At 63.3% G+C, this 14,794-nt stretch carries 11 protein-coding genes and 1 pseudogene; 7 read left to right on the plus strand and 5 right to left on the minus strand.

All coding sequences use genetic code 11. The features are described 5' to 3' along the window. The first annotated feature begins 92 nt into the window (after positions 1-92). Positions 93-1,544, plus strand: coding sequence for a hypothetical protein (locus ABWY06_RS17660; RefSeq protein WP_353926882.1), 1,452 nt, complete (start codon positions 93-95; stop codon positions 1,542-1,544). Positions 1,545-1,739: 195 nt separating this feature from the next. Continuing rightward, the gene (locus ABWY06_RS17665) at positions 1,740-3,416 is read left to right on the plus strand and encodes an oleate hydratase (RefSeq protein ID WP_353926883.1); all 1,677 of its coding nucleotides are present in this window, start codon (positions 1,740-1,742) and stop codon (positions 3,414-3,416) included. A gap of 125 nt (positions 3,417-3,541) precedes the next feature. Here the strand turns inward: ABWY06_RS17665 and aguA are convergent, their stop codons facing one another. The 5 genes from aguA to ABWY06_RS17690 all read right to left on the minus strand — a co-directional run bounded on the left by aguA (position 3,542) and on the right by ABWY06_RS17690 (position 9,153). Beyond that, positions 3,542-4,639, minus strand: a complete 1,098-nt coding sequence (aguA, locus tag ABWY06_RS17670) for an agmatine deiminase (protein ID WP_353926884.1) — start codon at positions 4,637-4,639, stop codon at positions 3,542-3,544. 75 nt (positions 4,640-4,714) lie between these two features. Beyond that, complete coding sequence (gene aguB, locus ABWY06_RS17675) at positions 4,715-5,593, minus strand: N-carbamoylputrescine amidase (RefSeq protein WP_353926885.1); 879 nt, start codon at positions 5,591-5,593, stop codon at positions 4,715-4,717. 192 nt (positions 5,594-5,785) lie between these two features. Beyond that, positions 5,786-6,442, minus strand: coding sequence for a TetR/AcrR family transcriptional regulator (locus ABWY06_RS17680; protein WP_353926886.1), 657 nt, complete (start codon positions 6,440-6,442; stop codon positions 5,786-5,788). Between the two features lie 141 nt (positions 6,443-6,583). Next, entirely contained in the window at positions 6,584-7,642 is a 1,059-nt protein-coding gene (locus ABWY06_RS17685; protein WP_353926887.1) for a polyamine ABC transporter substrate-binding protein, read from the minus strand. A 134-nt stretch (positions 7,643-7,776) separates the two neighbouring features. Beyond that, entirely contained in the window at positions 7,777-9,153 is a 1,377-nt protein-coding gene (locus ABWY06_RS17690; RefSeq protein ID WP_353926888.1) for a glutamine synthetase family protein, read from the minus strand. 277 nt (positions 9,154-9,430) lie between these two features. Here ABWY06_RS17690 and ABWY06_RS17695 point away from each other — a divergent pair, with 277 nt between their 5' ends. The 5 genes and pseudogenes from ABWY06_RS17695 to ABWY06_RS17715 all read left to right on the plus strand — a co-directional run. Then, positions 9,431-10,183 (plus strand): gamma-glutamyl-gamma-aminobutyrate hydrolase family protein, encoded by a 753-nt coding sequence (locus ABWY06_RS17695; RefSeq protein ID WP_353926889.1) that lies wholly within the window; start codon positions 9,431-9,433, stop codon positions 10,181-10,183. A gap of 42 nt (positions 10,184-10,225) precedes the next feature. Further along, positions 10,226-11,584 (plus strand): glutamine synthetase family protein, encoded by a 1,359-nt coding sequence (locus tag ABWY06_RS17700; protein ID WP_353926890.1) that lies wholly within the window; start codon positions 10,226-10,228, stop codon positions 11,582-11,584. A gap of 135 nt (positions 11,585-11,719) precedes the next feature. Next, entirely contained in the window at positions 11,720-13,090 is a 1,371-nt protein-coding gene (locus tag ABWY06_RS17705) for an aspartate aminotransferase family protein (RefSeq protein ID WP_353926891.1), read from the plus strand. A 146-nt stretch (positions 13,091-13,236) separates the two neighbouring features. Beyond that, on the plus strand, positions 13,237-14,334 hold the full coding sequence (locus ABWY06_RS17710; RefSeq protein WP_353926892.1) for a polyamine ABC transporter substrate-binding protein: 1,098 nt from the start codon (positions 13,237-13,239) through the stop codon (positions 14,332-14,334). A 191-nt stretch (positions 14,335-14,525) separates the two neighbouring features. Next, a pseudogene (locus ABWY06_RS17715) lies at positions 14,526-14,794 on the plus strand (spermidine/putrescine ABC transporter substrate-binding protein PotF); the annotation flags it as partial.

Below are 14,794 nucleotides of genomic sequence, written 5' to 3' on the forward strand. Positions count from 1 at the left end.
AAAAAAGAGAAAATTTTTTTGAACCCTCGGCGGGGTTCGGCACGACAGAGAGGCACAAGGCGCCGTCAGCGCCCTTTACGAGGAACACCGCCATGAACCTTCTTCCCTGCCGTTTCACCCGTAACGCCCTGGGCCTGGCCTTGCTGTTGGGGCTTAGCCATGCTCAGGCGGCGGCACTCTCCGGGTCCAGTATCAAGGCCATTCCCCAGGGTGCGCAGTCCCATACCCTGCAGGTCAAGCTGGACGCCCAGGGCGACTGGACGGTGGTGCCCAGCAGCACCGTCAAGCTGCGCATCGAGTATGCCCATAGCTGGGGTTACCAGCCGTCGAAGAACACCAATCATGCGTTTTTCCACGTCGGCGAATCCAAGGGTGGGCCCCAGCAAGCCTATGACCAATTCTTCCAGAAGGCACAGATCGTCAGCCTGACGTCGGCGCAGATGCTGGGCAAAAGTGGCATCGCCAACCTCGAGGTACCGTTCCAGTACCTGGTCAAGGACGGTATTCCGGGCACCAATATCAGCGGCTATTGCCAGTTCGAGAAAGAAAGCCGCCTGAAGCAGGGCAAGACCCTTAACCAGGTACTGCGCACCGGCTTCAACGTCAAGCTGACCACCGCGCTGCACCTGGATGGCTGGTACACCGAAGGCGGTGGCCCCGACACGTCGCGGCGTCCGTCCTACGAGAGGTATGTATCCGACAACACCGCGCCCATCACCATCCAGTGCCTGGGCAACCCGGCCATCGCCGATCAGGTGGCGCCGCCCAAGGGTCCCCAGGGACTGGTCGGGGCATTCAAGGTGGAGAGCGTCGAGCTGAGCGCGCTGCCGTACAAGACCAGCAGCGCCTGCCCGATCGAGATCGCCTTCAAGGCCCGGGTCAAGGGCGTCGGGGGTGGCGAGATCAAGTACTGGCTGGAGGAGCTCGGTGGCCTGGGCGCCGCGGTGCAGCAGGGCAGCAGCCTGGTGGGCCAGCCCGGTGAACCGAGCGAGCTGGTGATCATGCAAAAGGTCTCGATCAAGCCGGCGCCGGTGCAACCGCCACAGGGCCTGGACAGCCTCAAGGCCAACACCCAGGGCAGCCTGGTGCAACGGCGCTTCCGCTTCCATGTGATCGCGCCGAATAAGGTGCAGTCCAGCCAGGTGGAGATCGAGCTGACCTGCACCAGCACCCTCAATGGCGGCTTGGTTGGTCAAGGGTTTGGCCAGAAACTGCCACCGGTGCAGCCCCAGCCAAAGCCGGAGCTAGGCTTGCAGGCCGCGCCAGTGGAGCCACAACCGCCGAAACCTGAACTGCAGCTGCAGGCCGTGCCGGTGGAACCGCAGCCGCCCAAGCCCGAGCTGCACCTGCAGGCCGCACCGGTTGCACCACAGCCACCGAAACCTGAGCTGCACCTGCAAGCGGTGCCGGTCGCGCCGCAGCCGCCCAAACCCGAGTTGAACCTGCAGGCCGCGCCGCCCGCGGCCCCCCTGACCCTGCGCCAGATGCAGTTGCGCTCGCCCTCGAGCACGCCGGCGCAACCCTCGCGACTGGGCCGCCCGTAAGCTGTCGCGGGCTCGCGCCAGCGCTGATCAAGCCCCGACCGGTTCGGGGCTGGTTTTTGTCCGGGCACCCTCACAGGCGAGGGGCAAATCCTTGATGCATATCAACCAATGCGCTGAAAACGGCGGTGCGACGACCAGGCGAGTAGCGGGTCGCGGTATGGTGACGCGCCGTCACGAACCCGTGACGGGTTTTGCGTGCATCCCGGCCTCCGCGGGTTTGGGCGTCGGCGTCTCAGGCGCTTGACTGCTCCAGCCCACTCGCCTCGTCGGCGACCCGGGGCGGCCCCTCGAAAGGAACCTGTTATGAACGGAATCAAGGCTTATCTGGTGGGCGCCGGTATCGGGTCATTGTCCGCCGCGGCGTTTATGATCCGCGATGGCGGTATCCCCGGCAGCCAGATCCGCATCCTCGAAGCCATGCCCTGCGCCGGTGGCAGCCTGGATGGCGGTGGCAACCCGCAGCAGGGTTACACCCTGCGCGGCGGCCGCATGCTCACCACCGACAACTATGAATGCACCTGGGATTTGTTCAAGAGCATCCCTTCCCTGCGTGACCCGGGGCAAAGCGTCTTCGAGGAAACCCTGGCGTTCAATGCCGTGAATATCCCGCATTCCCTGGCACGCCTGGTGGACGGCAACCGCCACAAGGTCGATGTGACGTCGATGGGGTTCAGCATGACCGATCGCCTGGAGCTGCTCAAACTCAGCGAGGCCGACGAAGAAACCCTGGGCGCCAGCTGCATCACCGACTGGCTGTCGCCGGGCTTTTTCAAGACGGAATTCTGGTACATGTGGGCTACCACCTTCGCCTTCCAGCCCTGGCACAGCGCCGTGGAGTTCAAGCGCTACCTGCACCGTTTCATGCTGGAATTTTCCCGTATCGAGACCCTGGCCGGGGTCAAACGCACGGTTTACAACCAATTCGACTCCCTGGTGCGACCGCTGCTGAGCTGGCTGCAGGCCCAGGGCGTGGAACTGGTGACCGATTGCCGGGTGATCGACTTCGAGCTGAAGACCGCGGACGGCCAACTCAGCGTCACCGGCCTGCAGTGCCTGCGCAACGGCGCCAGCGAGCGGATCGAGGTGGCCGAAGGCGATCTGGTGTTCTTCCAGAACGGCTCGATGACCGATGCCTCCAGCTTTGGCTCCATGAGCGAGGCACCGGCACGTCTGGACAAGCGCGACAGCGGCGGCTGGGCCCTGTGGGAGAAACTGGCGACGGGGCGGCCGCAGTTCGGCAACCCGGCGGTGTTCAATTCGAGCATCCCCGAGTCCTATTGGGCGTCCTTTACCGTGACCTTGAACGACCCGGCGTTCTTCGAGCAGATGGAGCAATTCACCGGCAACCGCGCCGGAACGGGCGGCCTGGTGACCTTCAAGGATTCGCGCTGGTTGCTGTCGGTGGTGCTGGCCCATCAGCCGCATTTCGCCGACCAGCCGCCGGGCGTGCAGGTGTTCTGGGGCTATGCGTTGCACCCCGACCGTATCGGCGACTTCGTCGGCAAACCGCTGTCGGCGTGCAACGGCGCGGACATTCTGCAGGAGCTGTGCGGGCATCTGAACTTCGACCAGCAGACCCTGGCGGGCGCCATCTGCATTCCCTGCCGCATGCCCTATATCACCAGCATGTTTATGCCCCGGGCCCTCGGTGACCGGCCATTGCCGGTGCCTGCCGGCAGCCGCAACCTGGCCTTGGTCAGCCAGTTTGTCGAGATCCCGGAGGACGTGGTGTTCACCGTGGAGTATTCGGTGCGGGCGGCGCAGATGGCGGTGTACCAATTGCTCGGGCTCGACCGCGAGGTACCGCCGGTGCACCGCCATGACCAGTCGCTCAAGGTGAAGCTGGCGGCACTGATCAAGGCGTTCCGCTAGCCCGCGGCGCGGCCGGCCATCAGGCGGCGGGCTGTCGCTGGACGGCGCGCCGAGGCCGCCCTACGCCAAGCGCGCCTACGCAGGCGCGCCTCGTTGCACGGTCGATACGGTGGACAAGGGAAGGGTCAGGGCGCCGGTTGCTGCTGGGTGATGCAGTGGATATTGCCACCGCCTAGCAGGATTTCGCGCCCGGGCACCATGACCACCTGATGCTGCGGGAACAGGCGCTTGAGCAGCGACTCGGCGACCAGGTCCATGGGATCGTCGAATTTCGGCGCGATAATGCCGCCATTGACGATCAGGAAGTTCACATAGGAGCCGGCCAGGCGCGAGGACGGGTTGCGCTCCTGGCTGCCGCTGACCAGGTCGACGCCGGCGCATTCCTCGGCCGTGGCGTACAGCGGCCCGGGAATTGGCATCTTGTGCACTGTCAGGCGGCGCCCGCAGGCATCCTCGACATTTTCCAGCACCCGCAGCGCCGCCTGGCAGCGCGGGTAGTTGGGGTTCTGCTGATCGTCGGTCCAGGCCAGCAGCACTTCACCCGGGCGCACGAAGCAGCAGAAGTTATCGACATGGCCGTCGGTCTCGTCGTTGAACAGGCCCTCCGGCAGCCAGATCACCTTATCGACTGCCAGGTGCTCGTGCAGCACCGCTTCGATCTGCTGGCGATCCAGGTGCGGGTTGCGGTTGCGGTTGAGTAGGCATTCCTCGGTGGTGATCAGGGTACCTTCGCCGTCCACATGAATGGACCCGCCTTCCAGTACAAAGCCCTCAGTGCGATAGCGCGAGCACCCTTCGATCTCGAGGATCTTGCTGGCCACCTGGTCGTCGCGTTGCCAGGGTGCGTACAGGCCACCGTCGAAGCCGCCCCAGGCGTTGAACGCCCAGTCGATGCCGCGCAGGCCGCCCTGGCCGTCGGTGACGAAGGTCGGCCCGGTGTCACGGACCCAGGCGTCGTCGGTGCTGATTTCGACGACCCGAATGGCCGGGTGATCGAGGCGTGCGCGGGCATTCTCGTACTGGCCAGCGGAAACGCAGACGGTGACCGGCTCGAAATCGGCGATGGCCTTGGCCACGGCGGTGAACGCGGTCTGGGCCGGTTTGCCACCCAGGCGCCAGTTGTCCGGGCGCTCCGGCCAGACCATCCAGGTCCGGCTATGGGGGGCCCATTCGGCGGGCATGGAAAACCCGTCGGCACGTGGAGAGCGGGTCTGGCTGGTCATGAAAAGGGTACCTGCGAAGTCAATGGAAGCCCCGCCGGCCGGCGCGCGAGGCGCCTGTGGCGGCGGGCAATGGGATCAGGACTCGAGCGAGCCGTCGAGGGTCTTGATCGCGCCGTAGAGGTTGGGCCGGCGGTCACGGAAACTGCCCCAGGCGCTGCGAATATGCTCCAGCTGGTCCAGGTCGAAGCTGTGCACCAGCACGCTTTCCTCGGTTTCGTTGGCCTCCTGGACTTTCTCGCCGAACTGGTTGGCGATAAAGGACGAGCCGTAGAAGCTGATGTGGTAACCGTCCTGGTCTTCGCGGCCGATGCGGTTGCTGGCGATCAGCGGCATCAGGTTGGCGCCGGCATGGCCTTGCTGGACCCGCTGCCAATGGTCGCGCGAGCTGATGGTCTGGTCATGGGGTTCGGTGCCGATGGCGGTCGGGTAGAACAGGATTTCCGCGCCTTGCAGCGCCATGCTGCGGGCGCATTCGGGGAACCACTGGTCCCAGCAGATGCCCACGCCGATCTTGGCGTAGCGGGTGTTCCAGACCTTGAAGCCGGTATCGCCCGGGTTGAAGTAGTACTTTTCGTGGTAGCCCGGGCCGTCCGGAATATGGCTCTTGCGGTAGATACCGAGGTTCTGGCCGTCGGCATCGATGATCGCGATGCTGTTGAAGCGCGCGCGGCCGGCCAGTTCGAAGAAGCTGATCGGCAAGACCACGGCCAGCTCCTTGGCGACTTTCTGGAAGTGCGCGATGGCCTCATTGGTGTCCACGGTGGTGGCCAGCTGCAGGTAGTCCGGGTTGGGCTTCTGGCAGAAATACGGGCTCTCGAACAGCTCCTGGATCAGGATGATCTGCGCGCCCTGGGCCGCGGCCTGGCGGACCAGTTTCTCGGCATTGGCGATATTGGCGGCGCGATCCCAGGAACAGGCCATCTGGGTGGCGGCGACGGTGACGGTACGGGACATGGCGGGGACTCCTCGTAGGCGAATGGGCGCTAGACGTTCTGACGCTAGCAGAGCCAGGCCGCGGATGCTGCAGTCGCGCAGCGGTCGGCCAAGCCAATACGATCAATTTTATATCCGATAAATATCTGCATTAAAAGGCAAATTTATGAATAAAAATTAAATTACCGGTAAAATTGCAGATAAATATCTGATTTAGGCAATCATTACCTCCTGGCGGCAGGGCTCCCGCTGCGGCAGAAACGGCGGCAGGTACAGCCCCAGGTAGGCATCGAATACCCGCATGCCTTCCTCGGCGAGGCGCGGGGTGATGCAACCGTGCAGCTGCACCGAGCGGGCATAAACGCGGTCGCCCAGTTCCATGGCCAGGGCAAATACATCGACATCGCTCGGCAGCGCCGGCAACTGGAAATGCCGATCGAACAGGGCGTACATCAGACGCCCCAGTTCGAGGTCGTGTTGGCGATCGGCCTGGTTGATCTCCGTCAGCCCATGCTGGGTCAGGATCAACTGGCGCGCCGCCGTGTCGGCGGCGTAGATCGCCAGCATGCGCTGTTCCACCTGGCGTGACAGGTCGCGCCAGGTGGCCAGGCTGCTCGCGTCGAAGGGCGTCTGCAGGCAGGCGCGAAAGGCCCCATGGATCTGCGCGGTCAGGGCCTCGAGCAGGGCCGGTACGCTGGCGAAAAAGTGATAGACGGACGAGGGGGGCATCTGCGCGCGTTCGGCCACGCTGTAGATCGACAGGCTGGCGACCCCATCTTCCGCCAGCAGGGTGCGGGCCGCGGCGAGGATCGTGGTGATCCGGGTCTGGCTGCTGGCGCGGGGCTTGCGGGCAGTGGCGGGGCGCGGCATGGCGGCTCTCTTCGGCGGTCAGGTCGCTATTGGACGTCAGCCGCCGGGTGACTAGCAAGTCCCAATGCTGGCGCGGCGCGCCAGGTGGGTGCTGCGCTGCGCCGAAGGAGTCTAGGGTCCTACCGTCCGTCGGGTCCGGTCTCAGCGGCCGTCGCGAAAGCGTGACCAGACCCGGTCACGGCTGCCCTTGTGTTTCTCTGGCAGGGTTTCCAGGGCGAACAGGCGGCGTTGGCTGGCCGGATCCGGGTACAGCCCGGGTTGCTCGCGCAAGGCGGCTTCGAGATAGGGTTTGGCATCGGCATTGCCACTGGGGTACAGGGTTTCCTGGGTGATCAGCGCGGCGATCTGCGGCTGCATCAGGAAGTCGAAGAAGCGCTGGGCCAAATCGGCCCGACGGGCGCTGCGCGGAATGGCCAGGTTGTCGATAAACAGCACCGAACCTTCATCGGGCACGACAAAGCGCACCGGCTGGCCCGCAGCGGCGGCGGCCAGGGCATCGCCGACCCAGGCCATGGACAGGCACAACTCGCCCTGGCTCAGGGCCGCTATGTAGCGCTCGCTGTCGACGTAACGCAGGTGCGGGCGCAGCGCGTTGAGCAACTCGCCCGCCCGTTCGATGCGACTCGGCGCGCTGTTGGCCAGACTGCGGCCCTGGTAGTTGAACAGCACCGACAGGGCTTCGTCGGGCGCGTCCAGCACGCTGATGCCACAGCTGGCCAGCCGGGCGCTTTGCGCCGGGTCGAACAGCAGGCTCCAGCTGTCGGGCAGTGGCCCGCCGAAGGCCGCCTCGGCCTTGGGCACATTGATCGCCAGGCCCACCGCGCCCCAGAGGTAGGGCAGGGCGTAACGGTTCTGCGGGTCGACCGCGGCCAGTTTGCTCAGCAGGTCGGTGTCCAGGTGGCGGCGGTTGGGCAGGCGGCTGAAGTCCAGCGGTTGCAGCAGGCCGTCGGCGATCAGCCGTGGCAGGTCATTGTGCGACGGCACTATGACGTCAATGGCTTCGGGCCCGCGCAGGTGCTTTTCCATCTCCTCGGCGCTGCTGTAGGTGTGGTACTCGACCTGGATGCCGGTCTCCTGCTGGAAGCGCTCCAGCACCTGGGGGGCGATGTAGTCGTTCCAGTTGTAGACGCGGATCATGTCCCCGGCGTGCGCCGTGATGGCAGCCAGTGAGACCAGCAGTACAAGCAGCCAACGGGACATCATCACCTCGACGGGACAGGGGTCTGTTGACGCGCCGCGCACGACCGCCCCTGACCAGGACAGGCCAAGGCCGCAGGGGGCAGGCGATCAGCGAATAAGACGACGCCGGCTCAAGGCCGGCGTCGGGGTCGTGCTTACACGGTGTGCAGGTACCAGTTGTATTCGAGGTCGGAGATGGAATTCTCGAACTCGGCCAACTCGCTTTCCTTGCAGGCAACGAAGATATCGATGTATTTCGGGTCGATATAACGGGCCAGGATCTCGCTGTCATCCAGCTCGCGCAGGGCGTCGCGCAGGTTGTTCGGCAGGCTTTGCTCGTTCTGCTCGTAGGAGTTGCCCTCCACCGGCGCGCTGGGCTCGATCTTGTTGGTCAGGCCATGGTGCACGCCCGCCAGAACCGCCGACAGCAGCAGGTAGGGGTTGGCATCGGCGCCAGCGACACGGTGCTCGATGCGTACGGCATCGGCGGTGTCGTTGGGTACGCGCAGCGCCACGGTGCGGTTATCGATGCCCCAGCACGGCGAATTGGGCACATAGAATTGCGCGCCAAAGCGGCGGTACGAGTTGACGTTGGGGCAGAGGAAGGCCATCGAGGCCGACATGGTTTCCAGCACGCCGCCGATGGCGTGGCGCAGCGCGTCATTCTGCTCAGGATCCTCGCAGGCGAAGATGTTCTTGCCGTCCTTGTCGAGGATCGAGATATGCACGTGCAGCCCGTTACCCGCCTGGTTCGGGTAGGGTTTGGCCATGAAGGTGGTGTCCATTTCATGGTCGTAGGCGATGTTCTTCACCAGCCGCTTGAGCAGCAAGGCGTAGTCGCACGCCTTGATCGGGTCCGCCACGTGGTGCAGGTTGACCTCGAATTGCGCCGGGGCGCTTTCCTTGACGATGGCGTCCGCCGGGATGCCTTGCTCCTTGGCGCCCTCGAGGATGTCCTGCAGGCATTCGGCGTACTCGTCCAGGTCGTCGATCAGGTAGACCTGGGTCGAATGCGGACGCTTGCCCGACAGCGGCGAGAGCGGCGGCTGCGGCCGGCCATTCACGTTCGCCTGGTCGATCAGGTAGAACTCGAGTTCGAAGGCGGCACAGATGGTAAGGCCCAGTTCGTCGAACTTCGCGACCACCTGCCGCAACACTTCCCGTGGATCGGCGAAAAACGGCTCGCCTTCCATTTCGTGCATGGTCATCAGCAGTTGCGCGGTGGGGCGCTTCTGCCAAGGTTCATTGCACAGGGTGTTGGGGATGGGGTAGCAGATACGGTCGGCGTCGCCGATATCCAGGCCAAGGCCGGTGCTTTCCACCGTCGAGCCGTTGATATCCAGGGCAAACAGTGAAGCCGGGAGATTGATGCCGCGTTCGTAAACCTTGTGCAGGCTCGCACGCTCGATGCGCTTGCCGCGCACCACTCCATTCATATCTGCAATGAGAAGGTCGACGAACAGGACCTCAGGATGTTTCTTAAGGAACGCGTTCGCTTCGTTAAGCTGAACGGCACGCGGGGGTACCGACATGATGCAACACCTTTCTTGTTAAAAATATCAATCATTAAACTGCCACGAGCTGAGTCAATCTTAAACCCGGCAGGCTGTCAATGCTGCCTTATTTTGCCCTAAAAAAGCGCTCGGTGGCCAATTTTAGGGCGTTTCAGGGCAGTGAAACCCGGTGCGCGGCCTTGGCTGGCGCGGCGCTCAGCACGCTGTGTTCAATTTTTTACATGGCTATTGTGTAAAAAAATGAACAAGGCTAAGCTCGGTTTCAACCCACTAACAGCAATAAAACGGGTGTCACATGTCTCGCCTGCCGTTGATCGGCGTCACCGCCTGCACCAAACAGGTCGGTTTGCATCCTTACCATATAGCGGGCGACAAATACGTCCGCGCGGTCGCCGTCGGCGCCGGTGGCCTGCCCTTGATCATCCCGGCCCTGGCCGAACTGATCGACCTGCCGAGCCTCTTGGCCAGCCTCGATGGCCTGCTGTTCACCGGCTCGCCGTCGAACGTCGAACCCCAGCATTACCAGGGTGCCGCCAGCGCGCCGGGCACCCACCACGACCCTGACCGCGACCGTACCACACTGCCGCTGATCCGCGCCGCCGTCGAGGCCGGCATCCCGCTGTTGGGCATTTGCCGCGGCTTTCAGGAAATGAACGTGGCTTTTGGCGGCAGCCTGCACCAGGCGGTGCATGAGCTTCCTTCCTTTATGGACCACCGCGAGCCCGATGGCGAATCGCTGGAGGTGCAATACGCGCCCAGCCACGCCCTGCAGGTACTGCCCGGTGGTGTGCTCGACGGTCTCGGTCTGCCGGCGCAGATCCAGGTCAACTCCATCCATGGCCAGGGCGTCGATCGTCTGGCGCCGGGCCTGCGTGTCGAAGCGCTTGCCCCTGACGGGCTGATCGAGTCGTTCTCGGTCGAGGGGGCCCGCACCTTTGCCCTCGGCGCGCAATGGCACCCTGAGTGGCAGGTGCGCGCCAATCCTCACTATCTGGCTATATTCCAAGCCTTTGGTGACGCCTGCCGAAAACGGGCGAGCCAACGCTGACACGGGCCTGCGGGCTCGGGCTGCATACATTCTGAGGTCGTCATGAGCAACAAACTGGACAAACTGACCCTGTGGCTTAAAGAGCACAAGATCACCGAAGTAGAGTGCCTGATCGCTGACCTGACGGGCATCGCCCGCGGCAAGATCTCCCCGACCAACAAATTTATCGACGAAAAGGGCATGCGCCTGCCGGAGAGCGTGCTGCTGCAGACGGTCACCGGCGACTACGTCGAGGACGACATCTATTACGAGCTGCTGGACGCCGCCGATATCGACATGCTCTGCCGCCCCGACGAAAACGCGGTGTTCCTGGTGCCCTGGGCCATCGAGCCGACGGCCATGGTGATCCACGACACCTACGACAAGCAGGGCAATCCGATCGAGCTGTCGCCGCGCAATATCCTCAAGAAGGTGCTCAAGCTCTACGCCGACAAGGGCTGGCAGCCGATCGTCGCCCCGGAAATGGAGTTCTACCTGACCAAGCGCTGCGAGGATCCGGATTTCCCGCTGCAGCCGCCCATCGGCCGCTCCGGGCGTCCGGAAACCGGTCGTCAGTCGTTTTCCATCGAGGCGGCCAACGAGTTCGACCCGCTGTTCGAGGACGTCTACGACTGGTGCGAGCTGCAGGGTCTGGACCTGGACACGCTGATCCACGAAGACGGCACGGCGCAGATGGAGATCAACTTCCGTCACGGCGATGCGCTGTCGCTGGCCGACCAGATCCTGGTGTTCAAGCGCACCATGCGCGAGGCGGCGCTGAAGCATAATGTGGCGGCCACTTTTATGGCCAAGCCCATGACCGGCGAACCGGGCAGCGCCATGCACCTGCACCAGAGCATCATCGACGTTAAAACCGGCAAGAACATCTTCTCCAATGCCGACGGCACCATGAGCGAGCTGTTCCTGCACCATATCGGCGGGCTGCAAAAATACATTCCCGAGTTGCTGCCGCTGTTCGCGCCCAACGTCAACTCGTTCCGCCGCTTCCTGCCCGACACCTCGGCACCGGTGAACGTCGAATGGGGTGAGGAGAACCGCACCGTGGGCCTGCGCGTGCCGGATGCCGGCCCGCAGAACCGTCGGGTGGAAAACCGCCTGCCGGGCGCCGACGCCAATCCCTACCTGGCGATCGCCGCCAGCCTGCTCTGCGGCTACATGGGCATGGTCGGCGGTTTGACGCCCAGCGCCCAGGTCAAAGGTCGCGGATATGAACGACGCAACCTGCGCCTGCCGCTTACCATCGAGGACGCCCTGGAGCGGATGGAAAACTGCAAGGCCCTGGAGCAGTACCTGGGGCACAAGTTCATCACCGGTTATGTGTCGGTCAAACGCGCCGAGCACGAAAATTTCAAACGGGTGATCAGCTCCTGGGAACGCGAATACCTGCTGTTCTCGGTTTAACACTATTGCGCGTGGAGATACTGCGTTGAAGACAGGCTCGGAATTGTGCTTCCTCGCCTGTTTTGGCGGGCCGCCCAGGCCTTGTCTCTCCTGCGCTCGTGACGTGCTGAACGTCGCCAAATAAAAGGTATGGATATGACCAAGCAAGCGAGCAACCCCCAGACCCTGCACTGGCAGGGCCTCAGCGACGCCCACCACCTGGCCCCGTTCAGCGATTTCAAGCAGCTGAAGGAAAAGGGCCCGCGGATCATCACCAAGGCCGACGGGGTGTATATCTGGGACAGCGAGGGCAACAAGATCCTCGATGCCATGGCCGGCCTCTGGTGCGTGGCCATCGGCTACGGCCGTGACGAACTGGCCGAGGCCGCCAGCAAGCAGATGAAGGAACTGCCCTTCTACAACCTGTTCTTCCAGACCGCCCACCCGCCGGTGCTGGAACTGGCCAAGGCGATTTCCGATATCGCCCCGGCGGGCATGAACCACGTGTTTTTCACCGGTTCCGGCTCGGAAGGCAACGACACCATGCTGCGCATGGTTCGCCACTACTGGGCGATCAAGGGCCAACCTAAGAAGAAGGTCATCATCAGCCGTATCAACGGCTACCACGGCTCCACCGTGGCCGGCGCCAGCCTGGGTGGCATGACCTATATGCACGAACAGGGCGACTTGCCGATTCCCGGCATCGTGCATATCCCGCAGCCCTACTGGTTCGGCGAAGGCGGCGACATGACGCCCGAGGCCTTTGGCATCTGGGCGGCCGAGCAACTGGAGAAGAAGATCCTTGAGGTCGGCGAAGAAAACGTCGCGGCCTTTATCGCCGAGCCGATCCAGGGCGCCGGTGGGGTGATCATTCCGCCGGACAGCTACTGGCCGAAGATCCGCGAGATACTCGCCAAGTACGACATCCTGTTCGTCGCCGACGAAGTGATCTGCGGCTTTGGCCGTACCGGCGAATGGTTCGGCAGCGACTTCTACGGCAATACCCCCGACATGATGACCATCGCCAAGGGCCTGACCTCGGGTTATATCCCCATGGGCGGGCTGATCGTGCGCGACGAGATCGTCGAGGTGCTCAACCAGGGCGGCGACTTCAACCACGGCTTCACCTATTCCGGTCACCCGGTGGCGGCGGCGGTGGCTCTGGAAAACATCCGCATCCTGCGCGACGAAAAGATCATCGAGCGGGTGAAGAACGAAACGGCACCGTATTTGCAAAAGCGTTTGCGCGAGCTGGCCGATCATCCCCTGGTGGGCGAAGTGCGCGGTGTGGGCTTGCTCGGGGCCATCGAACTGGTTCAGAACAAACAAACCCGTGCGCGATTCGAGGGCAAGGGTGTCGGCATGATTTGCCGTCAGCACTGTTTCGACAACGGCCTGATCATGCGCGCGGTGGGCGATACCATGATCATTTCGCCACCGCTGGTCATCAGCAAGGCGGAAATCGACGAACTGGTGACCAAGGCGCGCTTGTGCCTGGATCTCACCGCGGCAGCGGTTCTGGCTTGAGTGCAGGGCCAGACCTTGCCAGACTGCGCCAGTGCGTTGGCCAGGCTCACCGGGAGGTGAGCGCCGAAGGGGGTGTCCGCTGCTGCAGCGGCGCCCGCCGACGCGCCACCCGCCGGATACTTAAACAACAACAGGAGCTGTAACGCATGAACTTTTTCGGCAAAACCCTTCTCGCGTTGTCCCTGATGGGCAGCCTGGTCAGCGGCGTGCACGCCGATGACAAAGTCCTGCATGTGTATAACTGGTCCGACTACATTGCCCCGGACACCCTGGAAAAATTCACCCAGGAAACCGGCATCAAGGTCGTCTACGACGTCTTCGACAGCAACGAGACCCTGGAAGCCAAGCTGCTGGCCGGCAAATCCGGTTATGACATCGTGGTGCCGTCCAACAACTTCCTGGCCAAGCAGATCAAGGCCAAGGTCTACCAGCCGCTGGACAAGTCCAAGCTGCCGAACTGGCAGAACCTGAACAAGAACCTGCTGAAAACCGTGGAAGTCAGCGACCCGGGCAATCAGTACGCCTTCCCCTATATGTGGGGGTCGATCGGTATCGGCTACAACGTGGCGAAAATCAAGGAAGTGCTGGGTGACAACGCCCCGGTGGACTCCTGGGACCTGCTGTTCAAGCCGGAGAACGCCGAGAAACTCAAGGCCTGCGGTATCAGCTTCCTCGATTCGCCCACCGAGATCCTGCCAATCGCCCTGCATTACCTGGGCTACAAGACCGACAGCCAGGACAGCAAGGAGCTAAAAGCCGCCGAAGAACTGTTCCTCAAGATTCGCCCTTCGGTCACCTATTTCCACTCCTCCAAGTACATCTCCGACCTGGCCAACGGCAACATCTGCGTGGCCGTGGGCTACTCGGGCGACATGTACCAGGCCAAGTCCCGCGCCGAGGAAGCCAAGGCGGGCGTCCAGGTCGGCTACCAGATTCCCAAGGAAGGCGCCGGTACCTTCTTCGACATGGTGGCCATCCCGGCCGACGCGGCCAACGTCGAGGGCGCCCATGCCTTTATGAACTTCCTGATGCGTCCGGAAATCATGGCCTCGATCACCAACGAGGTGCAGTTCCCCAACGGTAACGCCGCGGCCACCCCGCTGGTGGATGAAGCCATCCGCACCGATCCGGGCATCTACCCCAGCGACGCGGTAATGGCCAAGCTCTATGCCTTGACCGACCTGCCGCCTGGCGTGCAACGCACCATGACCCGCAGCTGGACCAAGATCAAGTCCGGTCGCTGATGCGAGTGGGCCTGCGGTGGGTGTTCCCGCCGCAGGCCTTTCGGGTGAGGTCACCCTCCTGTTCGTTCCCGCTTCGCTGCCCACGGCCCCCAATTTCGGGTTGCGGGCGAGCTGTGGCCCGGGACGCCGAACGGCAAGCGCCGCGATCTACACTAGCCGTTCGTGGCTACCGACAAGAAGAGGACTGACCCGTGCGTACATCCTTGCGCAACACCCTGCTGGTCGCGCTGGCGACCCTGAGCCTGGGGGCTGTGGCCGAACCGACCCTGCATATCTACAACTGGTCGGACTATATCGGCGAGACCACCCTGGCGGATTTCCAGAAAGCCACCGGGATCAAGCCGGTCTACGACGTCTTCGACTCCAACGAAACCCTGGAAGGCAAGCTGCTGGCCGGGCGTACCGGGTACGACGTGGTCGTGCCGTCCAACCACTTCCGTGGCAAGCAGATCAAGGCGGG

Origin of the sequence: Pseudomonas sp., from assembly GCF_040514055.1 — a bacterium.
In the GTDB taxonomy this organism is placed as follows: domain Bacteria; phylum Pseudomonadota; class Gammaproteobacteria; order Pseudomonadales; family Pseudomonadaceae; genus Aquipseudomonas.

Coding starts and splice junctions, on each gene's coding strand:
- ABWY06_RS17660 (WP_353926882.1), top strand. CDS start 93: ATGAACCTTCTTCCCTGCCGTTTCACCCGTAACGCCCTGGGCCTGGCC.
- aguA (WP_353926884.1), bottom strand. CDS start 4,639: ATGACCAGCCAGACCCGCTCTCCACGTGCCGACGGGTTTTCCATGCCC.
- aguB (WP_353926885.1), bottom strand. CDS start 5,593: ATGTCCCGTACCGTCACCGTCGCCGCCACCCAGATGGCCTGTTCCTGG.
- ABWY06_RS17680 (WP_353926886.1), bottom strand. CDS start 6,442: ATGCCGCGCCCCGCCACTGCCCGCAAGCCCCGCGCCAGCAGCCAGACC.
- ABWY06_RS17685 (WP_353926887.1), bottom strand. CDS start 7,642: ATGTCCCGTTGGCTGCTTGTACTGCTGGTCTCACTGGCTGCCATCACG.
- ABWY06_RS17690 (WP_353926888.1), bottom strand. CDS start 9,153: ATGTCGGTACCCCCGCGTGCCGTTCAGCTTAACGAAGCGAACGCGTTC.
- ABWY06_RS17695 (WP_353926889.1), top strand. CDS start 9,431: ATGTCTCGCCTGCCGTTGATCGGCGTCACCGCCTGCACCAAACAGGTC.
- ABWY06_RS17700 (WP_353926890.1), top strand. CDS start 10,226: ATGAGCAACAAACTGGACAAACTGACCCTGTGGCTTAAAGAGCACAAG.
- ABWY06_RS17705 (WP_353926891.1), top strand. CDS start 11,720: ATGACCAAGCAAGCGAGCAACCCCCAGACCCTGCACTGGCAGGGCCTC.
- ABWY06_RS17710 (WP_353926892.1), top strand. CDS start 13,237: ATGAACTTTTTCGGCAAAACCCTTCTCGCGTTGTCCCTGATGGGCAGC.